26 protein-coding genes are annotated in these 25,272 nt (G+C 65.7%); 1 reads left to right on the forward strand and 25 read right to left on the reverse strand.

Annotated features, from left to right (window positions below):
- The 17 genes from nuoN to BST47_RS25580 all read right to left on the reverse strand — a co-directional run bounded on the left by nuoN (window position 1) and on the right by BST47_RS25580 (window position 16,916).
- Window positions 1-1,578, reverse strand: a complete 1,578-nt coding sequence (gene nuoN, locus BST47_RS25500; RefSeq protein ID WP_083128476.1) for an NADH-quinone oxidoreductase subunit NuoN — start codon at window positions 1,576-1,578, stop codon at window positions 1-3.
- Window positions 1,575-3,143 (reverse strand): NADH-quinone oxidoreductase subunit M, encoded by a 1,569-nt coding sequence (locus BST47_RS25505; RefSeq protein ID WP_083128477.1) that lies wholly within the window; start codon window positions 3,141-3,143, stop codon window positions 1,575-1,577. The genes nuoN and BST47_RS25505 overlap by 4 nt, the downstream gene beginning before the upstream one ends.
- Window positions 3,137-5,047, reverse strand: a complete 1,911-nt coding sequence (gene nuoL / locus BST47_RS25510) for an NADH-quinone oxidoreductase subunit L (protein WP_083128478.1) — start codon at window positions 5,045-5,047, stop codon at window positions 3,137-3,139. Before nuoL ends, BST47_RS25505 begins: the two co-directional genes overlap by 7 nt.
- A gap of 6 nt (window positions 5,048-5,053) precedes the next feature.
- The gene (gene nuoK, locus BST47_RS25515) at window positions 5,054-5,353 is read right to left on the reverse strand and encodes an NADH-quinone oxidoreductase subunit NuoK (RefSeq protein ID WP_083128479.1); all 300 of its coding nucleotides are present in this window, start codon (window positions 5,351-5,353) and stop codon (window positions 5,054-5,056) included.
- Window positions 5,350-6,114, reverse strand: coding sequence for an NADH-quinone oxidoreductase subunit J (locus BST47_RS25520; protein ID WP_083128480.1), 765 nt, complete (start codon window positions 6,112-6,114; stop codon window positions 5,350-5,352). Before BST47_RS25520 ends, nuoK begins: the two co-directional genes overlap by 4 nt.
- A complete protein-coding gene (nuoI, locus tag BST47_RS25525) occupies window positions 6,111-6,635 on the reverse strand; it encodes an NADH-quinone oxidoreductase subunit NuoI (protein WP_083128481.1) in 525 nt (174 codons plus the stop codon). The genes BST47_RS25520 and nuoI overlap by 4 nt, the downstream gene beginning before the upstream one ends.
- Complete coding sequence (gene nuoH, locus BST47_RS25530; protein ID WP_083128482.1) at window positions 6,628-7,866, reverse strand: NADH-quinone oxidoreductase subunit NuoH; 1,239 nt, start codon at window positions 7,864-7,866, stop codon at window positions 6,628-6,630. The genes nuoI and nuoH overlap by 8 nt, the downstream gene beginning before the upstream one ends.
- Window positions 7,863-10,250 (reverse strand): NADH-quinone oxidoreductase subunit G, encoded by a 2,388-nt coding sequence (locus tag BST47_RS25535; RefSeq protein WP_083128485.1) that lies wholly within the window; start codon window positions 10,248-10,250, stop codon window positions 7,863-7,865. The genes nuoH and BST47_RS25535 overlap by 4 nt, the downstream gene beginning before the upstream one ends.
- Entirely contained in the window at window positions 10,251-11,567 is a 1,317-nt protein-coding gene (gene nuoF, locus BST47_RS25540; protein WP_083128488.1) for an NADH-quinone oxidoreductase subunit NuoF, read from the reverse strand.
- Complete coding sequence (gene nuoE / locus BST47_RS25545) at window positions 11,564-12,433, reverse strand: NADH-quinone oxidoreductase subunit NuoE (RefSeq protein WP_083128503.1); 870 nt, start codon at window positions 12,431-12,433, stop codon at window positions 11,564-11,566. The genes nuoF and nuoE overlap by 4 nt, the downstream gene beginning before the upstream one ends.
- Entirely contained in the window at window positions 12,430-13,773 is a 1,344-nt protein-coding gene (gene nuoD / locus BST47_RS25550) for an NADH dehydrogenase (quinone) subunit D (RefSeq protein WP_083128517.1), read from the reverse strand. Before nuoD ends, nuoE begins: the two co-directional genes overlap by 4 nt.
- Entirely contained in the window at window positions 13,773-14,480 is a 708-nt protein-coding gene (locus BST47_RS25555; RefSeq protein ID WP_083128519.1) for an NADH-quinone oxidoreductase subunit C, read from the reverse strand. The genes nuoD and BST47_RS25555 overlap by 1 nt, the downstream gene beginning before the upstream one ends.
- On the reverse strand, window positions 14,477-15,031 hold the full coding sequence (locus BST47_RS25560) for a NuoB/complex I 20 kDa subunit family protein (protein ID WP_014208709.1): 555 nt from the start codon (window positions 15,029-15,031) through the stop codon (window positions 14,477-14,479). Before BST47_RS25560 ends, BST47_RS25555 begins: the two co-directional genes overlap by 4 nt.
- Window positions 15,022-15,393 carry an NADH-quinone oxidoreductase subunit A gene (locus BST47_RS25565; RefSeq protein ID WP_083128522.1) on the reverse strand — a complete coding sequence of 124 codons (372 nt, stop codon included), beginning with the start codon at window positions 15,391-15,393 and terminating at the stop codon, window positions 15,022-15,024. Before BST47_RS25565 ends, BST47_RS25560 begins: the two co-directional genes overlap by 10 nt.
- 164 nt (window positions 15,394-15,557) lie before the next feature.
- On the reverse strand, window positions 15,558-15,956 hold the full coding sequence (locus BST47_RS25570; protein WP_083128525.1) for an Rv3143 family two-component system response regulator: 399 nt from the start codon (window positions 15,954-15,956) through the stop codon (window positions 15,558-15,560).
- Between the two features lie 16 nt (window positions 15,957-15,972).
- A complete protein-coding gene (locus BST47_RS25575) occupies window positions 15,973-16,506 on the reverse strand; it encodes a YceI family protein (RefSeq protein WP_083128527.1) in 534 nt (177 codons plus the stop codon).
- Window positions 16,507-16,517: 11 nt separating this feature from the next.
- Window positions 16,518-16,916, reverse strand: a complete 399-nt coding sequence (locus tag BST47_RS25580) for a nuclear transport factor 2 family protein (RefSeq protein ID WP_083128530.1) — start codon at window positions 16,914-16,916, stop codon at window positions 16,518-16,520.
- Window positions 16,917-16,968: 52 nt separating this feature from the next.
- Between BST47_RS25580 and BST47_RS25585 the strand changes: the two genes are divergently transcribed.
- Window positions 16,969-17,598 (forward strand): class I SAM-dependent methyltransferase, encoded by a 630-nt coding sequence (locus BST47_RS25585; RefSeq protein ID WP_083128533.1) that lies wholly within the window; start codon window positions 16,969-16,971, stop codon window positions 17,596-17,598.
- Between the two features lie 52 nt (window positions 17,599-17,650).
- Here the strand turns inward: BST47_RS25585 and BST47_RS31285 are convergent, their stop codons facing one another.
- Genes BST47_RS31285 through BST47_RS25625 form a run of 8 tightly spaced genes read right to left on the reverse strand, consistent with a single transcriptional unit; the run spans window position 17,651 to window position 25,232 of the window.
- Window positions 17,651-17,989, reverse strand: coding sequence for a DUF6285 domain-containing protein (locus BST47_RS31285; RefSeq protein WP_083128546.1), 339 nt, complete (start codon window positions 17,987-17,989; stop codon window positions 17,651-17,653).
- Complete coding sequence (locus tag BST47_RS25595) at window positions 17,986-18,945, reverse strand: phosphotransferase family protein (RefSeq protein WP_083128549.1); 960 nt, start codon at window positions 18,943-18,945, stop codon at window positions 17,986-17,988. The genes BST47_RS31285 and BST47_RS25595 overlap by 4 nt, the downstream gene beginning before the upstream one ends.
- The gene (locus tag BST47_RS25600) at window positions 18,942-20,180 is read right to left on the reverse strand and encodes an acyl-CoA dehydrogenase family protein (protein WP_083128551.1); all 1,239 of its coding nucleotides are present in this window, start codon (window positions 20,178-20,180) and stop codon (window positions 18,942-18,944) included. The genes BST47_RS25595 and BST47_RS25600 overlap by 4 nt, the downstream gene beginning before the upstream one ends.
- 25 nt (window positions 20,181-20,205) lie before the next feature.
- Window positions 20,206-20,817: a TetR/AcrR family transcriptional regulator gene (locus BST47_RS25605; RefSeq protein WP_083128554.1), complete on the reverse strand. Its 612-nt coding sequence runs from the start codon at window positions 20,815-20,817 to the stop codon at window positions 20,206-20,208.
- 2 nt (window positions 20,818-20,819) lie between these two features.
- Window positions 20,820-21,728, reverse strand: a complete 909-nt coding sequence (locus tag BST47_RS25610) for a hydroxymethylglutaryl-CoA lyase (RefSeq protein WP_083128557.1) — start codon at window positions 21,726-21,728, stop codon at window positions 20,820-20,822.
- Window positions 21,725-22,930 carry a CaiB/BaiF CoA transferase family protein gene (locus tag BST47_RS25615; protein ID WP_083128560.1) on the reverse strand — a complete coding sequence of 402 codons (1,206 nt, stop codon included), beginning with the start codon at window positions 22,928-22,930 and terminating at the stop codon, window positions 21,725-21,727. The genes BST47_RS25610 and BST47_RS25615 overlap by 4 nt, the downstream gene beginning before the upstream one ends.
- On the reverse strand, window positions 22,927-24,132 hold the full coding sequence (locus BST47_RS25620; protein WP_083128563.1) for an alpha/beta hydrolase family protein: 1,206 nt from the start codon (window positions 24,130-24,132) through the stop codon (window positions 22,927-22,929). The genes BST47_RS25615 and BST47_RS25620 overlap by 4 nt, the downstream gene beginning before the upstream one ends.
- On the reverse strand, window positions 24,132-25,232 hold the full coding sequence (locus tag BST47_RS25625; RefSeq protein WP_083128565.1) for a homogentisate 1,2-dioxygenase: 1,101 nt from the start codon (window positions 25,230-25,232) through the stop codon (window positions 24,132-24,134). Before BST47_RS25625 ends, BST47_RS25620 begins: the two co-directional genes overlap by 1 nt.
- Window positions 25,233-25,272 lie beyond the last annotated feature (40 nt).

Genomic DNA, 25,272 nt, shown 5'->3' on the forward strand with positions numbered 1-25,272 from the left:
CTAGCGCAGGAACTGGTTGGCGGTGTTGGCCAGATCCAGCAGCGGCTGCGGCAGGGCGCCGAGGGCGAACGTGACGGCGGCGGTGACGGTGACAACGGCGGTGCTGAGCACGCTGGGCACCACGACGGTCGGTGCGTCGTCGGGCGGGTCGGTGAAGAACATCAACACGATGACCCGCACATAGAAGTACGCGGCGACGGCGCTGGCGAGCACGCCGACGATGACCAGTGGTATCGCGCCGCCTTCGCCCGCGGCCTTGAAGACCGCGAACTTGCTGACGAACCCGCTCGTCAAGGGGATACCCGCGAACGCCAGCAGGAACAGCGAGAACACCACCGCCACGACGGGATACCGTCTGCCGAGCCCCGCCCAGCGCGCCATCGCGGTGTCTTCTTCACCCGCAGAATTTCGGACCAGGCTCACCACGGCGAAGGCGCCGACGGTGCTGAATCCATAGGCGAACAGATAGAACAGGGTCGACGACAGGCCGGACTCGTTCTCGGCGATCACACCGGTGAGGATGAACCCGGTATGCGCCACCGCCGAGTAGGCCAGCATGCGCTTCACGTCGGTCTGCGTGATGGCGGTGACAGTGCCGACGACCATCGTCAGTATCGCGATCGCCCACAGCACCGGCCGCCAGTCATCGCGCAGTTCGGGCAGCGCGACGTAGAACACCCGCAGCATCGCACCGAAGGCGGCGATCTTGGTGGCGGCGGCCATGAACGCGGTGATCGGCGTCGGAGCGCCCTGGTACACGTCGGGGATCCACGAGTGGAAAGGCACGGCGCCGACCTTGAACAGCACTCCCACTAGCAGCATCGCCGTACCGAGCAGGGCCAGTGACGTCTTCCCGGACCCGGCGGACACGACCGCGGCGATCTCACGGAGGTCCAGGGTCCCCGAGTAGCCGTACAGCATTGCGGCGCCGAACAAGAAGAATGCCGACGAAAAGGCGCCGAGCAGAAAGTATTTTAGCGCGGCTTCCTGCGAGAGCAGACGGTTGCGACGGGCGAGACCGCACAGCAGATACAGGGGCAGCGACAGCACCTCGAGCGCGATGAACATCGTCAGCAGGTCGTCGGCGGCGGGGAACAGCAGCATGCCGCCGATGGCGAACATGGTCAGCGGAAACACCTCGGTCTGGATCACCCCGGCCTTGGTGACGAGCTGCTCGGCCACCGAGCCGGGTATCGCGGACGCCTGCGGCGTGAACCCGTCCAACCCCCGAGCTCCGTTGCCGCCGTCCGTGTCTGTCCCGATCTGACGTTCGGCGATGAGCAGGATGCCCAGCACCCCGACGAGCAGGATCGTGGCCTGGAGGAACAACGCCGGCTTGTCGATGACGACGGCGCCCATGACCGCGGAGTGGCCGATCGTGCCGTGCAGATCGCGGGCCAGCATCACGACGGCGACCAGCGCGGCGATCAGGCCGCCGAGGCACAGCATGAGCTGAGCGGCGTACCTGCGCTGGCGCGGCAGAAACGCCTCGACGAGCACGCCGAGGATGGCCACGCCGAACACGATCAGCATCGGGGACAGCAGGTCGTATTCGACGACGGGCGTGGGCAGATTCATCGCGTCGGCCCTTCTGCGAACTGAGGAACCGGGTCAGGTTGATCGATTGTGGTCAACGTGTGCGTGACCGCCGGGTTGATCACGTCCAGCGCGGGTTTGGGATAGACGCCCAGTACGATCAGCAGCGCGATAAGCGGTGCGACGACCAGGATTTCGCGTGGGACGAGATCGCGGATCTTGTCGTTGCCGTCCTTGACGGGCCCAGTCATCATCCGCTGGTACATCCAGAGGATGTAGACCGCGGACAGCACCAGCGCGGTCGACGCGAACACCGCGAACGCCGGGTAGCGGGTGAACGTGCCGACCAGCACCAGGAATTCGCTGATGAACGGTGCCAGACCCGGCAGTGACAGGGTCGCCAGCCCCGACACCAGGAAGGTGCCGGCGAGGATGGGTGCGACCTTCTGCACCCCGCCGTACGACTCGATGAGGCGACTGCCCCTGCGCGACACCAGGAATCCCGCGATCAGGAACAGCGCCGCCGTCGACAGGCCGTGGTTGACCATGTACAGCGTCGACCCGGACTGGCCCTGGCTGGTCATCACGAAGATGCCGAGGATGATGAAGCCGAAGTGGGAGATCGACGTGTAGGCGATCAGGCGCATCACGTCGGTCTGGCCGATTGCGACGATGGCCCCGTAGACGATGCCGATCACGGCCAGCGTGATGATTATCGGCCGGAAATACGTTGCCGAGTCGGGGAACAACTGCAGGCAGTACCGCAGCATGCCGAACGTGCCGACCTTGTCCATGATCGCCATCATCAGCACGGCGCTGGCGGGCGTGGCCTCGACCGCGGCGTCGGGCAGCCAGCGGTGGAAGGGCCATAGCGGAGCCTTCACCGCGAACGCGAACATGAAGCCGAGGAACAGCAGATTCATCACGGCCGGATTGACGACGAACTCGCCGCTGGACACCGCGTCGACGATCAAGCGGAAGTCGAACGTGCCCGCGTCGAAGGCGTCGCTGCCCGCGGTCACCACGTAAAGGCCGATCACCGCGGCCAGCATGACCAGACCGCCGAACAGGTTGTACAGCAGGAACTTCACCGCCGCCTTGGATCTGCCCTCGCCACCGAAGCCACCGATGAGGAAGTACATCGGGATCAGCATCGCCTCGAAGAAGACGTAGAACAGCAGGATGTCCAGCGAGACGAGCGACATGATGACCATGCCCTCGACGGCCAGCGTGAGCGCGAAATATGCGTGGGTGGAGCGTCCGCCCCAGGCGGCCTGGTCGCTGACGTCGTTCCAGCCGGCGATCAGCAGCAGCGGCACCAGCACCGCGGTGAGGGCAACGATCGCCAGTGCGATGCCGTCCAGGCCGAGGATGTAGCCGGTGCCGAACGACGGTATCCACTTATGGGATTCGACGAACTGGTACTGGTCACCGGCTGGATCGAAGTTGACCGCGAGCAGCACCGTGATGGCCAGCACCACCACCGAGACGACCAGCGCCAACCACTTGGAGGCCGCGCGCAGCGACGCGGGCAGCAGGATCACGATCGCGGCACCGACCATCGGCACGGCCCACAGCACCGTCAGCCACGGCAATGAGGTCACCACAGTTGCACCGCCAGGATCGCGCCGACGACCAGGAAAGCGCCGACCAGCATCGTCAACGCGTAGGAACGCGCGTAGCCGGTCTCCGCTAATCGCAAGCGCCCCGACGACCGGGACACCAACGCCGCCAATCCGGTTCCCGCGCCGTCCACTACCTCATCGTCGATTTCGACCAACCCCTTGGCGACCAGCTGACCCGGCCGCATGAACAACTCTTCGTTGAGCGCGTCGCCGTAGAGGTCCCTGCGTGCCGCGCCGGTGAGCGCCGAACCGGCGGGCACCTCGACGGGAATCTCGCGCGTGCCGTACATCCGGTAGGCGATCACGATGCCGACGGCCACGACGGCCAGGATCACGGTGGTGACCACCCAGACCGGTGCGACATGGTGAATCTCATGGGTGCCGACGACGGGCTCCAGCCAGTGCTCCAGCGTGCCGCCGATCGCGAACGCGGCGCCCGAACCCACGGAGCCGACAGCCAGCAGGATCATCGGCCACGTCATCACTTTCGGCGATTCGTGCGGATGTGCGACTAGTTGACCCGCCGTCGCTTCGCTCGCCTCGGAAACCCAACGCTTTTCGCCGAAGAACGTCATCAGCATCACCCGGGTCATGTAGAACGCGGTGATGCCCGCGCCGAGGATCGCCGCGCCGCCGAGGATGTAGCCCTTGACCCCGCCCGCGCCGAGGGCCGCCTCGATGATGCCGTCCTTGGAGAAGAAGCCGGCCAGCGGGGGAACGCCGATGATCGCCAGGTAGCCGAGGCCGAACGTCGCGAAGGTGATCGGCAGCGCCTTGCGCAGGCCGCCGTAACGGCGCATGTTGACCTCGTCGTTCATACCGTGCATCACCGAGCCTGCACCGAGGAAGAGGCCCGCCTTGAAGAAGCCGTGGGTGAGCAGGTGCATGATCGCGAAGGCGTAGCCGGCCGGTCCGAGGCCGGCCGCCAGCACCATGTAGCCGATCTGCGACATCGTCGATGCGGCAAGCGCTTTCTTGATGTCGTCTTTGGCGCATCCGACGATCGCGCCGAACAGCAGTGTCACCGCGCCGACGATCACGACGCCCAGTTGCGCATTCGGTGCGAGGTCGAAGACCGGGCCGGATCGCACGATGAGGTAGACGCCCGCGGTCACCATCGTCGCGGCGTGGATGAGGGCCGACACCGGCGTCGGACCCTCCATCGCGTCCCCGAGCCAGGACTGCAGGGGCACCTGCGCGGACTTGCCACAGGCGGCCAGCAGGAGCAGCAGGCCGATGGCGGTGAGCACGCCCTCGCCGACGTCCGGTGCGGCGGCGAAGACGCCCTCGAAGGAGATGGATCCGATGTAGGCGAACATCACCATCAGCGCGATCGCCAGGCCGATGTCACCGACACGGTTGACGACGAACGCTTTCTTCGCCGCGGTCGCCGCCGACGGCTTGTGCTGCCAGAACCCGATCAGCAGATACGACGCGAGACCCACGCCCTCCCAGCCGACGTACAGACCCAAATAGTTGTCGGCAAGCACCAGCAGCAGCATCGCCGACAGGAACAAGTTGAGGTAGGCGAAAAAGCGCCGCCGCTCGGGATCTTCGGCCATGTAGCCGATGGAGTAGATGTGGATCAGCGAGCCGACGCCGGTGATCAGCAGCACGAAGCACATCGACAGCTGGTCGAGGTGCAGCCCGAAATCGACCTGCAGGCCGGCCACCGGCACCCAGCTGAACAACGCCTCGTGAACGGTGCGATGTTCGGCGTCGCGGCCGAGCATGTCGCTGAACAGCATCGCGCCGACCACGAACGAGCCGAGTGAGGCCGCGGTGCCCAGCAGGTGGCCCCAGCCGTTCGTGCGCCGTCCGCCCAACAGAAGTATCGTCGCGCCCGCCAGCGGCAGGGCGATAGTGAGCCACACTGGAATCGTCATCGCGCCTTAGTGTTTCAGCAGACTGGCGTCGTCGACCGAGGCCGAACGGCGGGTGCGGAAGATTGTCATGATGATGGCCAACCCGATCACCACCTCACAGGCGGCGACCACCATGGTGAAGAAGGCGACCATTTGGCCATCGAGATGCCCGTGCATGCGTGAGAACGTCACGAAGGCCAGGTTGCAGGCGTTGAGCATCAGCTCGACGCACATGAACATGACGATGGCGTTGCGGCGCAACAGCACTCCGGATGCGCCGATGGTGAACAACAACGCCGACAGGTACAGGTAGTTGTCGGGGTTCACTTGTCGTCACCACCGTCGCTGGTCACGGTTCGCTTCTGCAGGAGCGCGCTGACCGACAACTCGGACGCCGAACCGTCGGGAAGACGGGCGGCCATGTCGACGGCGTTGTTGCGTGCGTAGACACCGGGGTTGGGCAATGTCGTCGGGTGTCCGCCCGGCTGGAGACGCTCCTGCGCCAGCTCGCGCTGGGTCTTGCGTCGTTCGAAGCGTTCGCGGTGTGCCAGCACCATCGCGCCGAGGGCGGCGGTGATCAGCAGTGCGCCGGTCAGCTCGAACGCCCACAGGTACTCGGTGAAGATGAGGACGGCCAGGCCCTGGACGTTGCCGCCGGCGTTGGCCTGCGTCAGACCGACGAAGCCGCCCACCGAGACGCTGCCGATGCCCGCGATGAGCAGAATGCCGAAGCCCAGACCGACCACCATCGCCGCAATGCGTTGTCCCCGAATCGTTTCGACCAGAGACTCCGACGTGTCGACGCCGATGAGCATGAGCACGAACAGGAACAGCATCATCACCGCGCCGGTGTAGACGACTACTTGCACGACGCCGAGGAACAGCGCGTCCTGTGCGATGTAGAAGACGGCGAGCACGATCATCGTGGTGGCCAGGAACATGGCCGAGTACACCGCCTTCGGTGCGGCGACCACGCCGATCGCCCCAGCGACCGCGACGGTACCCAGTACCCAGAACAGCACCGCTTCGGTGGTGGAGGTGTGACCGGCGACGTCGGCGGTCGCTGACGCGAGGAACTCCAGTGTCACGTCACATCCTCGGCGACGGGCTTGATGTTGCCGCGGTAATAGTCCTCGTCGGTGCTACCCGGCGCCATCGGATGTGGCGGCGGAAGCATGCCGGACTTCAGCGGGGCGAGGAGTTTGTCCTTGCCCCAGATCAAGTCGGCGCGGTTGTCGTCGGCCATTTCGTACTCGTTGGTCATCGTCAGTGCCCGGGTCGGGCACGCCTCGATGCACAGCCCGCAGCCGATGCAGCGCAGGTAGTTGATCTGGTACACGCGGCCGTAACGCTCACCGGGGGAGAACCGTTCGTCCTCTTTGTTGTCCGCGCCCTCGACGAAGATCGCGTCGGCCGGACAGGCCCACGCGCACAACTCACAGCCTATGCATTTCTCCAGCCCGTCGGCGTAGCGGTTGAGTTGGTGCCGCCCGTGGTAGCGCTTGGCGACCGGGCCCGGCTTCTCCGGGTACTCCTCGGTGATCCGCTTCTTGAACATCGTGGAAAACGTGACCCCGAACCCTGCGATCGCGTCGAGGAACTTAGGCATGCGTCTTCTCCTTTGAAGCCATCTCCTTGGTGGGCAGCGGTGGTACGGGGAATATGCCCGGCTCCATCGTCGGCTCAGGGATCTTCCGAATGTTTCTGGCGCGCATGGTTCTCCACAACGCGAACAGCACCAGCAGTCCGACCGCCACGGCGATAGTGATCAGGTAGGTGGTCAGTTGATCGACGCCCTGGTTGCGCAGGCCGCGGGCGGACGACACGATCACGATCCAGGCCAGCGAGATCGGAATCAGGATCTTCCAGCCCAGCGCCATGAACTGGTCGTAGCGCATGCGGGGCAGCGTTCCTCGTAGCCAGAAGAATATGAACATGAAGCCCCATACCTTCGCGACGAACCACAGCAGCGGCCACCAGCCGGTGTTCGCGCCGTCCCACATGTTGATCGGCCAAGGCGCATGCCACCCGCCGAAGAACAACGTCGTCGCCAACGCCGACACCGTAAACATATTGACGTATTCGGCGAGCATGAACATCGCGAACTTGATCGATGAGTACTCGGTATGGAATCCGCCGACCAGTTCCCCTTCTGCCTCGGGCAGATCGAAAGGCGCGCGGTTGGTTTCGCCGACCATCGAGATCAGATAGATAAAGAACGACGGCAGTAACGGGAAGATGAACCATAGACCCTGCTGTGCGGCGACGATGCCCGATGTCGACATCGTGCCCGCGTATATGAAGACCGCGACGAACGACAGGGCCATCGCGATCTCATAGGAGATCACCTGTGCGCTCGATCGAATACCACCCAACAGCGGATAGGTGGAACCGGAAGCCCAGCCCGCCAATACGATTCCGTACACCCCGATCGACGTCGCGGCGAGCACGAACAGCACGGCCATCGGCATGTCGGTCAGCTGTAGCGCGGTGCGATGTCCGAAGATCGACACCTCGCCGCCCATCGGGATCACGGAGAACGCGATGAACGCCGGGACCACCGAGATGACGGGCGCCGCCAGATAGATGAACTTGTCGACGCCTGCGGGGATGAGCCCCTCCTTGAGGGCCAGCTTGACGCCGTCGACCAGCGATTGCAGCAGGCCCCACGGACCGACACGGTTGGGGCCGGGCCGCATCTGCATATAGCCGAGGATCTTGCGTTCCACCAGGATCGCCACCAGCAAGGACAACATCAGGAATACGAAGATTCCCAGGGCTTTCAGCAGGATCAGCCACCACGGGTCGTGCCCGAAGAGCGTGGGGTCGGGGTAGGTCATATCGAAGCCCGTTCGATCGAGACGACGGTTCCGGTGGTCACGCCGAGCTGCCGGTACACCGCCGACTGGGGTGAGTTCATCGGCAGCCACACGGTGCTGTCGGGCATCTCGGTGATCACGAGTGGCAGCGTGACTTCACCGCGTTCGGTGCGCACGGTCACCAGATCGTCGTCCGCAGCGCCGATTCCGGCCGCCGTGGCCGCCGACATCCGAGTGACCGGTTGGCGGGCGGTGCCCGCGAGATGCAGTTCACCGTCCTGCAGGCGTCCGTCGTCGAGCAGCATGCGCCAACCGGCGAGCAGCGCCTGGCCTTCGCCGGGCTTTTCGGGCTGCGACGACGACACCGTCGGTGCGCCCGTCCGCTCGCCCGCCCACAATCCGAGCTGCGCCAACTCCTCACCCGCGGCCAGTGCGGTCGGCATGTTGAGATCGACGCCGAGCTCGTCGGCGAGGAATTGCAGGACCCGCCGGTCGGGGGTGGCGTTGGTTTGCAGCGCGGGTTCGAACGGGCGAATCCGGCCCTCCCAGTTGATGAACGCTCCGCCCTTCTCGACGACCGGCGCGATCGGGAAGACCACGTCGGCGCGTTCGGTGACGTCACTCTCGCGCAGCTCGAGGCTCACCACGAACGGCGCTGCGTCGATCGCTGCCAGGGCCGCGTCCGGGTCGGGCAGGTCGGCAAGCTCGACGCCGCCGACCAGAAGGGCACCCAGCTCACCCTTGCGGGCCGCGTCCAGAATGCCCGCGGTGTCGCGGCCGCGGGTGCTCGGTAGCTCACCGACGTGCCAACCGGCGGCGGTCTGCTCGCGGGCCGCGGTATCGCTGACCGGTCGGCCACCGGGCAGCAGGCCGGGCAGCGCACCCGCCTCCAGCGCGCCCCGCTCACCGGCCCGTCGCGGTATCCACGCCAGTCGAGCACCGGTCGCGGCGGCCAGTTTGCCCGCTGCGGAGAGCGCCCCGGGTGAGGTGGCCAGCCGCTCACCGACCACGATGACGGCACCGGGCAGTTTCAGCTGAGCGTCATCGGCAAGCGCGTCGAGTGCGGCGCCTTCACCGCCGGGCACCGTGGCGATCAGTTCGCCCCGCAGCTTGCCCAGCGACCGGGTGGCGAACGGCGCGATCGACTTCACCTGCAACCCGTGCTTGCGGACGGCTTTACGCAGGCGCAGGAACACAATCGGTGATTCTTCTTCAGGCTCCAACCCGGCCAGCAGCACCGCGGGTGCGTTCTCCAGGTCGGCGTAGGTCACGGTCATCGGCCGACCTGCGATGTGCGCGGCGAGGAACTCCTCCTCTTCCGCACTGTGCGCGCGGGCCCGGAAGTCGATGTCGTTGGTGTCAAGCACCATTCGGGCGAACTTCGAGTACGCGTAGGCGTCCTCGACGGTCAGTCGCCCGCCGACCAGTACTCCGGCGTTGCCGCGTGCCGCGGCCAGCCCCGCGCATGCCACGCTGATGGCCTCCGACCACGACGCCGGTCGAAGCTCACCGTCCTCGCGCACCAGGGGGGTGGTGATGCGATCGCCCAGGGTCGCGTAGGTGAACGCCCACCGTCCCTTGTCGCAGTTCCATTCCTCGTTCACTTCCGGGTCGTCACCGGCCAACCGGCGCATGACCTTTCCGCGGCGGTGATCGGTTCGTTCGGCACACCCGTCTGCGCAGTGTTCACACACGCTGGGGCTGGACACCAGGTCGAACGGCCGGGCGCGGAAGCGGTAGGCCGCACTGGTGAGGGCACCGACCGGGCAGATCTGGACGGTGTTGCCGGAGTAGTACGACTGGAACGGTTCGCCGGGGGCGATGCCGACCTGTTGCAGCGCACCGCGTTCGAGCAGATCGATGAACGGGTCGCCGGCGATCTGTTCGGAGAAGCGGGTGCAGCGCGCGCACAGCACGCAGCGTTCCCGGTCGAGCAGCACCTCCGACGAGATGTTGATCGGTTTCGGGAAGGTGCGTTTGACGTCCTCGAAGCGAGTTTCGGGACGGCCGTTGGACATCGCCTGGTTCTGGAGCGGACACTCGCCGCCTTTGTCGCACACCGGGCAGTCGAGTGGGTGGTTGATCAGCAGGAGTTCCATGACACCTTGCTGCGCCTTGTCCGCGGACTCCGACGTCAGCTGGGTCTTCACCACCATGTCGGGTGTGCACGTGATGGTGCACGAGGCCATGGGCTTGCGCTGGCCTTCGACCTCGACCAGACACTGCCTGCACGCGCCGACGGGGTCGAGCAGCGGGTGGTCGCAGAACCGTGGGATCTGGATGCCGATCAGCTCGGCCGCGCGAATCACCAAGGTGCCCTTGGGGACACTGACCTCCGCACCGTCGATGGTGAGGTTCACCATTTCGACGGGCGGGGCGTCGTTGGCCGGTTCGGTCACGGTCATCTAGACCCCCACCCCTTCCGTTGCCATCAGAGCCGAGGCATGCGGATCGAACGGGCAGCCGCCGGACAGATGCTGGTAGTACTCGTCGCGGAAGAACTTGATCGACGACAGGATGGGCGCTGCCGCGCCGTCACCCAGAGCGCAGAACGACTTCCCATTGATGTTGTCGGCGATGTCCAACAGCTTCTCGATGTCGGCTTCGGTGCCCGTGCCGGTCTCCAGTCGTGCATAGATCTGCGCCAGCCAGTAGGTGCCCTCCCGGCACGGTGTGCACTTGCCGCACGATTCGTGTGCGTAGAACTGGGTCCAGCGGCGCACCGCGCGGACGACGCAGGTGGTTTCGTCGAACACTTGCAGCGCCTTGGTGCCCAGCATCGTTCCGACCCTGGCCATGCCTTCGTAATCCAGTGGCACGTCGAGGTGTTCGTCGGTCAGCAGCGGTGTGGACGAACCGCCGGGCGTCCAGAACTTGAGACTGTGGCCGGCCCGGACACCACCTGCGTAGTCGAGCAGTTCGCGCATCGTGATGCCCAGCGGCGCCTCGTACTGGCCGGGGGTGGTGACGTGACCGGACAGCGAGTACAGCGTGAAGCCCGGGGACTTCTCGGTTCCCATCGACCGGAACCAGTCCACTCCGTTGAGCAGCACGGGCGGCACGCTGGCGATGGATTCGACGTTGTTGACCACCGTCGGTGAGGCGTACAGACCGGCGACGGCGGGGAACGGCGGACGCAGGCGCGGCTGCCCGCGACGGCCCTCCAGGGAGTCCAGCAGCGCTGTCTCCTCACCGCAGATGTAAGCGCCCGCTCCGGCGTGCACAATCAGTTCCAGATCGAAGCCCGAGTCGAGGATGTTCGTTCCCAGATAGCCGGCCTCGTACGCCTCGGCCACCGCGGCCTGCAGTCGCCGAAGTACCGGCACCACCTCGCCGCGGACGTAGATGAACGCGTGATGCGCGCGGATCGCGTACGACGCAATGATGACGCCCTCCACCAGGAAGTGCGGGGTTGTCAGCATCAGCGGAATATCTTTGCACGTACCGGGTTCGGACTCGTCTGCGTTGACGACGAGGTAGTGCGGCTTGGCGCCGGCGCCGGTGTCGTCCTGCGGGATGAACGACCATTTGGTGCCCGTCGGGAAGCCTGCGCCGCCGCGCCCCCGCAGGCCCGAATCCTTCACGGTGGCGATGAGGTCGTCGGGGTCCATCTTGAGCGCTTTGTCGAGTGCCTGGTAGCCGTCATACCGGCGGTAGGTGTCCATCGACCAGGGTTCCGGCTCGTCCCAGAACCGGCTCAAAACGGGAGTCAGTGGTGTCATGTCTTCGATTCCGTTGCGTCCGGGTCGGTTTCGGGCTCGTTCGGCTGGGCCGGCACGTCGGCGGACGGTGCGGGCGCCGCTTGATCCTTCGTCGCCTCGGTCGCGACCTTCTCGTCGTCAGGCCCGCTGTGGGAGTCCGTCGCCGCGTCGGCCGCGGGCGCCTCCATGCCACGTTCCTTGGCGATCCGCAGCCCGGCCAGGGTCGCGTCCCCGGTCGGGGTCTGCGCGGCGGCTGCCTGCGGATCGGGCAGGCCTGCAAGGACTCTCGCAGTCTCTTTGAAGTTGCACAGGGGCGCGCCGCGCGTCGGCATGGGCGGTTTGCCGTCGCGTAAGCCGTCGACGAGGTCGCGGGCCGATGACGGTGTTTGGTTGTCGAAGAACTCCCAGTTGACCATGACGACCGGTGCGTAGTCGCATGCGGCGTTGCACTCGACGTGCTCGAGGGTGACCTTGCCGTCTTCGGTGGTCTGGCCGGCGTGCACGCCCAGGTGGTCTTCGAGCGCTTCGAGAATCGCGTCGCCGCCCATGATGGCGCACAGCGTGTTGGTGCAGACGCCGACCAGGTATTCACCGGTCGGTGTGCGGCGGTACATGGAGTAAAAGGTGGCCACCGCGGTGACTTCGGCGTCGGTCAGCCCCAACTGCTTGGCGCAGAACGCGATACCCGCGGGTGTCAGGCATCCGTCTTCGGACTGGACGAGGTGCAGCAGCGGCAACAATGCCGAACGGCTCTGCGGATAGCGGGCGATGACCGTCTCGGCGTCTGCCGCCAGGCGTGCGGCCACCTCGGCCGGATAGATCTTGGCGCCGTGAATCGGCGGGCCCGGCTCATCGGGGCGCTGACCGAGCTCGAGGAACACAGTCACCTGTCCACGCCTCCCATCACCGGGTCGATGGACGCCACCGCGGTGATCGCGTCGGCGACCATGCCGCCCTCGCACATCGCGGCCACGGCTTGCAGGTTGTTGAACGAAGGATCCCGGTAATGCACGCGGTACGGGCGGGTGCCGCCGTCGGAGACCATGTGCACTCCGAGTTCGCCGCGCGGGGATTCGATCGCCACGTAAACCTGCCCGGCGGGGACGCGGATGCCTTCGGTGACGAGTTTGAAGTGGTGGATCAGCCCCTCCATGGAGTGGCCCATGATCTTGGCGATGTGTTCTTCGGAGTTGCCGAGCCCGTCGGGCCCGAGCTTCAGGTCGGCCGGCCAGGCCAGCTTCTTGTCCTGGATCATCACGGGTCCGGGATTGGGCACGTCGAGTCGGTCGACGCACTGCGCGATGATCTTCAACGACTCGTGCATCTCCTTGACCCTGATCAGGTAGCGGCCATACGAGTCGCACGCGTCGTCGGTGATCACATCGAAGTCGTAGGTCTCATACCCGCAGTAGGGCTGCGACTTACGCAGGTCATGGGGCAGGCCTGTGGAGCGCAGGCAGGGGCCGGTGATGCCCAGCGCCATGCACCCTTCCAGACCCAGATAGCCGATGCCCTGGGTGCGCGCCTTCCAGATGTAGTTCTCCGAGAGCAGGTCCTCGAGGTCCTTGAGCCTCTTGGGCATCAGCTTGAGCATGTCGCGGATCTGCGGGATGGCCTCTTCGGGCAGGTCCATCGCCACGCCGCCGGGACGGATGTAGGAGTTGTTCATCCGTAGCCCAGTGATGGTCTCGAACAGCGACAGGATCTGCTCACGCTCGCGGAACCCGTAGAACATCGCGCCCATGGATCCCAGCTCCATACCGCCGGTGGCCAGGGCCACCAGATGGCTGGAGATGCGGTTGAGTTCCATCATCATCACGCGGATCACGCTGGCGCGTTCGGGGATGTCGTCGGTGACGCCGAGGAGTTTCTCGACAGCCAGGCAGTACACCGTTTCGTTGAAAAGCGGTGACAGGTAATCCATTCGGGTGACGAAGGTGACACCTTGGGTCCAGGTGCGGAACTCAAGGTTCTTCTCGATGCCGGTGTGGAGATAGCCGATGCCGCAACGGATCTCGACGATCGTCTCACCCTCGATCTCCAGGATCAGGCGCAGCACCCCGTGGGTGGAGGGATGCTGGGGGCCCATGTTGACCACGATGCGTTCCCCGGCGTGGGAGGCCGCGCTTTGTTTTGCGGCTTCCACGACCTGTTCCCAGTCCTGTCCGCCGACGACGACCACCGTTTCGGTACCGCCCGAGTCGGGCGGGGTGTCAGGTGAATTCATCAGTTGTATGACCTCCGCTGATCGGGCGGCGGAATCTCAGCGCCGTGGTACTCGACGGGGATACCGCCGAGCGGGTAGTCCTTGCGCTGCGGATGCCCTACCCAGTCGTCGGGCATCTCGATGCGCGTCAGCGCCGGATGGCCGTCGAAGATGATGCCGAAGAAGTCGTAGGTTTCGCGCTCGTGCCAGTCGACGGTCGGATACACCGCGTACAGCGACGGGATGTGGGGGTCGGCGTCGGCAGCGGCGACTTCCACGCGGATGCGACGGTTGTGGGTGATCGACATCAGCGGATACACCGCATGCAGCTCGCGTCCTTCGTCGTCGGGGTAGTGCACGCCGCTGACTCCCAGGCACAGTTCGAACCGCAGGCCCGGATCATCACGCAGCGCCTGGGCCACCGCGGGCAGCTGCTCGCGCCGAACCTCCAACGTCAGCTCATCGCGGTAGACCACCACCCGCTCGATCGACTCCGCGTAGCCGTCCTCGCCCAATGCCGCGGCCAATGTGTCGACCACCTCGTCGAAAAACCCGCCATAGGGGCGTGGCGAACTGCCCGGCAGCGCGACGGACCGGACGAGGCGGCCATAGCCCGACGTGTCACCGGAGCCCTGGGCGCCGAACATGCCGCGGCGCACACCGATGACCTCGGGCGGATCGATGTCGGCCTGTGGGCCGTGACCGGTGCCGTTGCTGTGTTCTGTCACCTCAGCAAACCCTTGAGCTCGATGGTCGGCGTGACCGACAGGGCTGCCTTCTCGGCTTCGCGAATCGCCTCCTCGCGATGAACACCTAGTGGCATCTCCTGAATCTTGTCGTGCAGCTTGAGGATTGCGTGCAGCAGCATCTCCGGGCGCGGCGGGCAGCCGGGTAGATAGATGTCGACCGGTACGACGTGGTCCACACCCTGCACAATCGCGTAGTTATTGAACATCCCGCCCGAGGAGGCACACACGCCCATCGCCAGCACCCACTTGGGCTCGGCCATCTGGTCGTAGATCTGGCGCAGCACCGGAGCCATCTTCTGGCTCACCCGACCTGCGACGATCATCAGATCGGCCTGCCGTGGCGTCGCCGAGAATCGCTCCATGCCGAAACGCGAGATGTCGAACCGCGGACCCGCCGTCGCCATCATCTCGATCGCGCAGCAGGCCAGCCCGAAGGTCGCGGGCCACAGCGAGCCCTTTCGGATGTAGCCGGCGACCTTCTCGACCGTCGACAGCATGATTCCGCCGGGCAGTTTCTCTTCTAGTCCCATGCCAGGCCACCTCTCCGCCAGACGTACGCGTAGGCCACGAACACCACCACCATGAAGAGAAGCATCTCTACCAGCGCGAACAGTCCGAGATTGTCGAAAGCGACCGCCCAGGGATAGAGGAAGACGATCTCGATGTCGAAGATGATGAACAACATCGCGGTCAGGTAGTACTTGATCGGGAATCGCTGGCCCGCCGAGTGGGCACTGGCCAGTTCTGGGACTGGTTCGATACCGCACTCGTAGGCCTCGAGTTTGGAGTGGTTATAGCGCCTCGGGCCGACCAGCAGAGCAATGCCGACCGAGCCGACCGCGAACACCGCCGCGATTCCGCCGAGTACCAGTATCGGGGTGTACAAATCCATGCCGAGCAAACGCTCCCTCGTGGGCTGTCGATGTGAGCTTACCCACACCCTAGCGGGCTCAGCGATGAGCGCCACACGTTGGGGTTAGTATGGCTAAGATCACACTTCGGCTATGTCGTCGTGCCACGAATGGGCAAGTGCGACAGCGAGTTTGGTGTTTTGGGTTACTGCACGGGTGTGCGCAACAGCGAGACCACCGCGTCGCCGAGCCGGATCGGGTCGATCGGATGGGGGACAGCGGCCTCGGCGCGCGACCAGTTGGCCAGCCAAGCGTCGTCGGGGCGTCCGGTGAGCACGAGGACGGGCGGGCAGTCGGCGATCTCATCCTTGAGCTGCTTGGCAATTCCCATGCCGCCGGTCGGAGTGGCCTCTCCGTCGAGGATCACCAGATCGAAACCGCCCTCGTCCATCTGTCGGATGACCATCGGACCGGTGGCGATCTCGACGTATGTCAGCTCCGGCAGGTCCGGGTGCACGCGCTTTCCGAGCGCGAGCTGCACCTGCTCTCGGGTCCTGGGATTGTCGCTGTAGACGAGGACCCGAAGTGGTGATTGCTCGACCATGCGCCCGATCGTACGGCTAGGTCGCGCGTCGGAACACGAGGTCGCCGGAGATCGTCACGTTGTCAGTGATCATCCCCATCAGGTTGCCGTCGACTCCGAAGTCCTGGCGGTTGATGGTCGCCTTCGTCGTCAGCCGCATCGCGCCGTCGCCGACGGGCGTCACCTTCGCCTTCAACTCGACCGGCTTCGTCGTGCCCTTGATGGTGAGCTGCGCACGCAGTCCGACGGTGTCGGCGGTCACCGAATCCGCGGAGCTGACGACCACGCTGATGTCTGGAAACTTTTCGGCTTCAAAGAAGTCGGCGGAGCGCAGATGCTCGTCGCGTTTGCCGATGCCGCTGCGCAGCGATGCCGCCTTGATATCGATGCGGCCGGAAACCGTTTGCGGGGCAGTGACTTGGCCCTCGGCGTCGAACTCGGTGAACCGTACCTTTACCGGCATCACACCCCACAGTGATTTGCTCGTCACCGCGACGGTCGATTGATCTGCGACGGCGGTCCAGGTTCCGGCCGACGCCGGATCGCTGAAAAATTCGCTGAGGCTTGCCATGTCGTCTCCTGTCAGTTGGATGTATCGAGCAGTGGGGCCATCTCCGCCGGATCGAAGTACTCGTCGATCCGGGTGATCAATCCGGCGGTGCCCACTTTGATGACGATGCAGACACGCATATGGATCGATGTCCCGTTGCGGCCGTCGGCATGCAGGATGTGCTGCTGCACGAAACCGCCTTCGAAGAACTGGCGCTCGAGTACCTCGTAGCGGCGGGAGGTCGTCGCATTGATGAACCAGTCGATGATCCGCGCCGCCCGCTCTTTCGCGCTGTCTCGGGTGTCGCCCGAGTGCCAGACCAGCACCTCCTCGCTGAACAGTTGCTTCACCGTGACGATGTCGCTGTGGGCGATCGCCTCGAAGAGCCGATCGGCGACGTCGACGAGCACGCCCGATTCCGTAACGGACATTTACCTGACCTCTCTTGACCTAAAGCAAGGTTGAGGTAGAACCCTGGACTTCATGGATTCCACCCCAACCTTCTCCCGATTCGACGATGCCTACAAGACCCGAACCGCGCCGTGGGTGATCGGCGAACCGCAGCCCGCGATCGTCGGCGTCGAGCGGGCCGGTCTCATCCGCGGTGCCGTACTCGACGCCGGTTGCGGGACCGGTGAGCACACGATCCTGCTCACCCGCCTCGGTTATGACGTGCTCGGCGTCGATGCCGCCCCGACGGCGATCGAGCAGGCCCGCGACAACGCGGCAGCCAAAGGCGTCGACGCGCACTTCGAGGTCGCCGACGCGATGAAACTCGGCGACGAGCCGCGCTACGACACGATCGTCGACAGCGCGTTGTTCCACATTTTCGACGACACGGACCGCGCCCGATACGTCGCCGGCCTGCACGCCGTGTGTAGGCCGGGAGCGGTCGTGCATGTGCTGGCGCTGTCCGACAAGGGCCGCGGATTCGGCCCCGAGGTCAGTGAGGCGGTGGTTCGCGACGCGTTCGGAGACGGCTGGACGCTGGAGGCGCTGAACGAGACCACCTATCGCGGCGTCGTCCAGGAACCGCACGTCGAGGCGATCGGCCTGCCGGCCGGGACGGTGGTCGACGAACCGGCCTGGTTGGCCCGCATCCGCCGCCTCTGAGTGATTTGTGCACATTTGGGAGCGCTCACCGCTCCTGAACGTGCACAAATCGCTACGATTCGGCATAGCCGGGGTGGTTGACGTCGAGGCGTCGTCGCACGATCGTGCGCAGTCCGGCCAGCAGTTCGTCGGGCCGATCGTCGAGGTTGCCGGCGCGGATGGCCATCGCGAGTTCGGTCTCGTCCGCGTAGCCCAGCCCGTTGAGTGCAGCGACGACGTCATCGGCGGACGCGTCGAGCAGTTCGCGCTCGACGATGCGCAGCACATTGGCGGCGACGCGGGCGTGGAAGTTGACCGGCGACCCGACAGCTGCGCGCACTTCGTTGTCCAGAAAGTCGGCGACTGCCCCGACCAGTTCGGCCGCGGTCGGCCGGCCGTACAGCCCGCTCATCTCGGACCACCTCCCGTGAGCAGATCCAGCACGTCCCATTCGGTTTCGGCGACACGGCGACCGATCGCCGCCAGTTCGACCGACCGGTTCAGGCCCGAAAGATGCCGTTCGGCCTGGAATCGACAGATGACACCCCAGCGCAGGGTCGCCACGGTGAGCCACCAGCGGAACACGTCGCGATCCAGCTCGGTTTCCGCCGCGGATTCGTAGGCCGACAGGAAGCTCTCGACGCTGCCGAGACCACCCGCGCCCATGTCTTCTGGCGCCCCGAAGCGCCAGGCGCGGATGCAGAACCACGCCAGGTCTTCGTACACCTCGCCGGTATGAACCAGCTCCCAGTCCAGCACCGCCGCCAACCCGTTCGCGTCGACGATCAGATTGCCCATTCGGAAGTCGCCGTGCACGAGCACCTGCCGGGTGGGCGCAGGACGATTCGCGGCCAGCCAGCGGAACGCCCACTCGAACGTTGCTGTGGTGTCCTTCATTTCGTCGAGCCGGTCCCGCCACTCGGCAAGGTCGTCGAACCCGGCGAGTCCGGGCACGTCGGTGTCTGCCCGGTGGATGGCCGCCAACGCCTGTGCACACTGATGCAACAGCCGGTCCCGGCCTGCGTCGTCGAGTGTGCGGTAGATCCGCCGGACGATCGTCTCGCCGGCGATCGCGTTGCAGATCAGGTACGGATTACCCAGTGCCTCAGGGGAATTGTCGGCCGCCACGATATGGGGGACGGGGGCGCCCGCGGCCGCGGCACGCTGCTGCACAGCCGCCTCCAGCTCCATGCTTGCGTGCACGTCGTCGGGCGGCCCGGTGCGCAGGATCAACGGCCGCCGCTCATCGGTGACGGCGTCGAACGCCCACGTCGTCCTGCTCGCCCCGCCGGTCAGGGCGCGCAGGTTCTCGACGACCACGCCGTCGCCCAGTTCCGGGCGGAGCACGGCCTCGAGCTGATCCTTCACTTGCGCCCGAATCCGAACAGCCGCTGCGCCACCCGCCGCATCTGGATCTCCTCAGCGCCCTCGGTGATTCGGTACCGGCGGTGATGACGGTAGATGTGCTCCATCGGCTCGTGACGGCTGTAGCCGATGCCGCCCAACACCTGCATCGCCCGGTCGGCCGCATCGCACACGAGCCGGTTGGCGCGATAGTTGGCCATCGACACCTTGTCGGAGACCTCCATGTGGTGGTTGCGGTCCAACTCGGAGGCCGCGTACCGCACCAGCAGCCTCACCATCTGAGCCTCGGTGTGCAGTTCGACGAGCGGCCACTGCACAGCCTGGTTCACCGACAGCGGCTTGCCGAACACCCTGCGCTCGCCCGCGTAGGCGACGGCGCGGTCGATACAGTGCTGCGCGGCACCAAGGCTGCTGGCGGCCTGCCGAATCCTGTTCTCGTGCAGGAAGGTCTGGCCGACCTCCAGGCCACGGTCCACTTCCCCGAGCACCGCATCGATAGGCACTCGCACGTCCTTGAGCTCGACCTCGCCGTGGTCGGTCGGCATGTTGAAGGTCCACCAGTAGAACGGCACCGTGAAGCCAGGTGTATCGGTCGGGACCAGGAACGCGGTGATGCCGCGGGCCTGGCCCGGCTCACCGGACGTACGGGCGAAGACGAGGTCGTGGGTGGCGCGGTGCACACCGGTGTTGAACCGCTTGGCGCCGTTGATGACCCACTCGTCGCCGTCCGGTATCGCGGTGGTCTCCAGCCAGGTGGCATCCGACCCGTGGTTGGGCTCGGTCAGCCCGAACGCCATCGACCGCTCGCCGGTCAACATGGCCTCGATCCACTCGGCCTTCTGCGCGTCGGTACCGAACCGGTCCATCATGATGACCTGCGGGAAGTTGCCGACGATGGACGATTCGTCCTGCAGGTCGTTGTGCAGTCCGAGTCCCTTGTGCGCCAGGTGTTCCCGGATGACGGCCATGTCGATGTTGGAGCCGCCGCGGCCGCCGAACTGCGACGGCAGGCCGTAGCGCAGCCAACCGGCCGCATCGGCACGCCTGCGCATCTCGCCGAGCAGGTCCTCCCATTCCCGCCGCGGGATGCCGCCGTTCTCCCAGTCGGTGCGGGCGTACTCCCGGCGCTGGTCGAAATACTGCATGTTCTCGCGTTCCAGCGGCTTGATCTCCGTTTCGATGAACGCATCCATCTCGGCGAGCAGGCCCGGAAGATGCTCCGGGAGGGCGAAATCCACTGTTTCTCCTTAGCGTCCTGGGTCTCTAGAACCCGTACAGCGTCTTCTTCCAAATCCTCGACAGCGTGGCGATTGCGTCCTCGTCACTCATCTCCAGCCCGAGACCGGATGTGCCGACGAATACGGTGGTGAAGTTCTCGAACAGCAGCGCGATCGCCGCGGCGGTGTGCTCGGGATGCAGTTCGCTACCGTGTCCCTGTTCCTGGGCACGGCGCACCGAGGCGGCGACGATGTCGATGCCGAAGCGGCGGAACTCGTTCTGCACCGCGGCGAAGCGGGGCTGCGTGGCCGCGAGTTGGGCGACCGCGATCATGATCCCGATGTTCTGCTTGAACATGTTCCAGTAGCCGGTGACCACGGTGCGAAAGAACGCATCGTCGTCCGGGGATTCCGGCAGCTCGACGCGCAGTCCGGACGGCGCGACCACCTCGTGCAGGAAGGACTCTGCGAGCACGGCCAGCAGATCTTCCTTGTCGGCGAAGTAGCGGTAGAACGCCGCGGGTGATTTGCCGGCCGCCGACGTGATGTCACCGAGGGTGGTGCCGTGAAAGCCGCGCTCGGCGAAGAGCTTCCGGGCGGCCTGCTCGATGGCCTCCCTGGTCTGGCGGCCCTTGGCGCTCAGCGTCTCGACGGGCACGGCTAGGTGTCGAGAATCCGGTCGCCGGCGCGCAACAGCGAGCTCGGTAGGTCGTGCCCGACGACCTTTTGCGCGACGCGCGCGGCGGCGATGGCGCCCTCCAGGTCGACATCGACGCCAATCTTGCTGTCCCGTAACAGGTAAACCAGGTCTTCGGCGGCGATGTTGCCGCTGGCGCCCGGCGCGAACGGACAGCCGCCAAGCCCGCCGACCGACGCGTCCAACCGGGTGATACCGGCCTCGACCGCGGCGTAGGCACTGGCCAGTCCGGCACCGCGAGTGTTGTGGAAATGCGCCCCCAGCGGGATGTCACCGATGAGGGGACGAACCTGCGCCACCAGAGCGCTGACCCGGCGCGGGGTGGTGGTGCCGATGGTGTCGGCGATCGCGAGGCGATCGGCGCCGTCGTCGCGGGCGGCGGTCACGATGTCCAACACTCGTTGCGCGGGTGTTGGGCCGTCGAATGGGCAGTCCCACGCCGTGGCGATGATGACCTCGACGGTGACCCCGCTGTCGTGGGCGATCGAGACGATCTCGGGAATCTGCGCCGTGGCTTCCGCCGTGGTGCGACCTACGTTCGCTTGGCTGTGGCCGTCGGCGGCCGACACCACGTACTCGATCGACCGCAAACCCGCCGCGATTGCGCGCTTGGCGCCGTTGGGGCTGGCCACCAGCGCCGAGAACTCGATGTCTCCGAAGTTGTGCAGCTCGGCGGCGAGCTCAGCCGCGTCGGCCAGCGCGGGCACCTTCGACGGCGAGACGAACGCCGTCGCCTCCATCTCCCGCACGCCGGTGGCGGCGACGGCCGCGAGTAGTTCGAGCTTGGCCGACAACGGAATCGGATCCTCGATCTGTAGTCCGTCGCGCAGTGAGACGTCGCGAATGTCGACATGTGTCGGAAGCACACTCATAACACGCCCTCCTCTGCCAGCTTCATGATCTCGGCGTGGCTGCGGCCCAGCAGATCACCGTAGATCTCGTCATTGTGCTGGCCTGGCCGGGCCGAGCCGGCGTTACGAATCGTGCCCGGCGTATCCGAAAGTACCGGTATCACCCCGGGACCCTTGATGTTTCGCCCGATGCGTTCGTCCCAGTGGTCGGCGATCATCCCGCGGGCCTGCAGCTGCGGATCCTCGACGACCTCGGCGACGGTGTTGATGGGTCCGCTTATCACCCCGGCTTCTGAGAGGGTGGCGATGATGTCGGCGGGCTGACGGGTGACCGCCCAGTCGCCGATGATCTTGTCGAGCTCATCCTGATTGCGGCCGCGGGCAACGTGAGTGACGAATCGGTCGTCGGTGGCGAGTTCCGGTTGTCCCATCGCGGCGCACAGCCGACGGAACACGGTGTCCTGGTTGGCGGCGATCACGACCCAGCTGCCGTCGGCGGTCGGGTAGATGTTCGACGGGGCGATACCCTCCAAACGGGTGCCGGACGGCCCGCGGATCACGCCGCCCACATCGTAGTCCGGAATGGTGGATTCCTGTACGGCCAAACAGGATTCGGTGAGAGCAGCGTCGACGACCTGTCCCTTGCCGGTGACCGAGCGTCGATACAGCGCGGCCAGAGCGCCCTGGGCGGCGAACATCCCGGCCAGGCTGTCGCCGAGCGAGAGGGCGAGTCGCGGGGGCGGACCGCCTGGGAACCCGTTCATATGCCGCAGGCCACTGGCCGCCTCGGCGACCGACGCGTAACCGGCCTTGTGCGCCTCGGGTCCGGTCTGCCCGTAGCCGGAGACCCGTACCAGGATGATGCCCTGGTTGCGTTCACGCAGCAGGTTGTAGCCGAGGTTCCACTTCTCCAGCGTGCCGGGCCGGAAATTCTCCACGATGATGTCGGAGCGCTCGACGAGCTCCAGGAACAGTTCGCGCCCGGCATCCTCGCGCAGGTTCAGCGTGACGGCCTTCTTGTTGCGCGCGTGCACGGTCCAGAAGAAATGGTGGCCGTCGAGTTCGGCCTGCCCCCAGGTGCGCAACGGATCGGGGGCCCCCGGCGGCTCGATCTTGATGACCTCGGCCCCCATGTCACCGAGCAGCCGGCCGGCGAACGGTCCGGAAATCAGCGTGCCGACCTCGATAACGCGGATGCCGTCGAGCGGGCCGGTGACAGTCATGTCGAAAACTCGTGCCTGTGTAGCCAGTCGGTGCAGATGCCGACAGCCTCGCGCAGCGTGCCGCGCTGGTCGGGTCCGGAGTAGTAATGGTTCGCGCCGGGGATCTGGTACATCTCCTTGTCAGGATGCCCGATCGCGCTGAACAGGCGCTGGGTGTGGCTGGGTGTGCACGCGTCATCGGCCATGTTTCCGATGACCAGCGTGGGCACCGCGATGTCGGGGCCGCACTTGACCGCATCACCGTTGGCGTCGTCGAAGCTCCATTGCGAGAGCCAGCTGCGCAGCGTGCAGAACCGGGCCAATCCGACGGGACTGTTGTTCACCACCTGAGGATCGCCTAAATAGCACTGTCCGGGGGTGCGTTCGTTCGGATCGACCGTGGGGTCGAGCCACCGCGGGTCAGCCATGGTGCCGTGCACGACGAACGCGAACTCGTCCTCGGGACGGCCCTGCGCCTTCAAGTCGGCCAGTTTGCCTTTGACCCACTTGGTGATTCGGCGATTGCGTGCGATCTGGGCGGCACGGTAGCGCTCGAGAAACTCGGCGGTGTAGGGCGGCTGGTTCGGGTTGTCGGGGTTGTACAGGTCCAAATCGGGGTCGCGGTTGGACGGGTCGGACTCGTCGAGGATCGACGCGTCCAGCCATTCGGTCATCGTGCCGTGGCGGCTGACGTGTGCGGCCAGCAGCATGATGCCGTCGGCCGGGATCAGGCCGAGCTCGGTGAGGTCGGGGCCGTCACCGGAGGGGCTGGCAGTCACGGTCGGGTGCTGAGCCTGCTGTTGATAGAACACCGACAGCGATCCGCCGCCGCTCCACCCGGCGAGGACCACCTTCGAGTAGCCCAGCCGGTTCTTGGCGTCCTTGATGCACTCGCCCAGGTCCTCGACCACCTTCTCCATCAGCAGCGCGGAGTCGGTGCCGCGGAAGCGGCTGTTGCAGTAGATGACGTGGTGCCCCGCGCGGGCGAGCGCGTTCATCATCGGCAGGTAGGCACCTCCGCCGATGGGATGCATGAACACCAGCACGGTGTCGCTCGGCTTGTCTTTCGGCCGCAGCAGGTGGCTTTCCAGCACGACGAGCTCGGCGACGCCGCCGTACACGTCGCGGACGCCCGAATTGTTGGCATAGGCAACCAGATAGGGGATTCGGTCGTACTCGTGCTTCACGGCGGTGTCCCCTGCCCTTCGGGCGTGAGCCCTCATCAATGCTGCCCCAGGTCGTTGGCCAGTACTTCGTCGGACGGGATGAGTCTGCGTCGCGTGTCGATGGCGATCACCGACCAGTCGACCTTGTCGTAGTCATCGAACTTGCGGCGGGCCCGCTCGCGTGCCTTCTCTGGCGCACCGTGGTGAACCCCTTGCGGCGCATGGGAAACCAAGCCGGGCGGCATCGGGATCCCGTACAGCGATCCACCGTGGAAGAACGCGATCTCGTCGAAGTCGACGTTGCGGTGATACCACGGCGTGCGCTCGGTGCCCGGCACGCTTTCGGCGGGCTTGGGCAGGAAGTTCATCACGTAGACGCCGGTGGCCTCCATGAACAGATGCACCGTGGGTGGCAGGTGCACGCTGTTCGACGTCACGACGTTGTAGTCCTCGATGTTGAAGGTGAAGGCGAAATTGTCGCCGCGCCAGCCCTCCACGTCGAGCGGATGATGTTGGTAGAAAAGAGAAGTCGGGCCACCTTCGTGAACAAGCCGGACCTCGTACTCGTCACGCCCATCGTCGTCGATGGGCGACGCCTCCGGGATGACGGCCTGCGATGGATCGAAGGGAAAGTGCCGACCCAGGTACCCCGGTGCCGGCACCCGGAACTCGTCGGTGGCCTGGATCATGAGCAGCGTGGATGCCCCATTTTCGCTGTCGGGAACCTGACGGAACGTGCACGCCTTCGGGATGTAGACCCAGTCGCCCTCGCGGTAGCGCAGCGGGCCGAACTCCGTCTCCAGCAGACCCGAACCCTTGTGGACGAAGCTGAGCAGGTCTCCGTCGACGTAGCGGACGAAGAACGGCATCGGCTCGGTACGCCGCGACAGCATGACGAGGCAGTCGGCATTGCTGAACATCAGCAGTGGGCCGCCGGCGGCGTCGCTGGCGTCGCCGGGTTTGAGCTCCGAGGACAGCACGTCGACGGGTCGCAGCGGGCCGACCGAGCGGAACGCCGTCGGGTCGTTGCGGCGATACATGTTCGCCGTGCGGCCGGTGAAGCCGCCGCGCCCGAGCTCGTCGTCTTTCAGCCCATCCAGATCGGCGTGCAGGCGTCGGGGAGTACGGCCTTTTCGCAGGTGAACAAAGGATTCCATGGTGTCTCCATCGACAATGGGCGAGCCAAACTAAAACTGA

This window comes from Mycolicibacterium tusciae, assembly GCF_002086795.1.
Lineage (GTDB): Bacteria > Actinomycetota > Actinomycetes > Mycobacteriales > Mycobacteriaceae > Mycobacterium > Mycobacterium tusciae.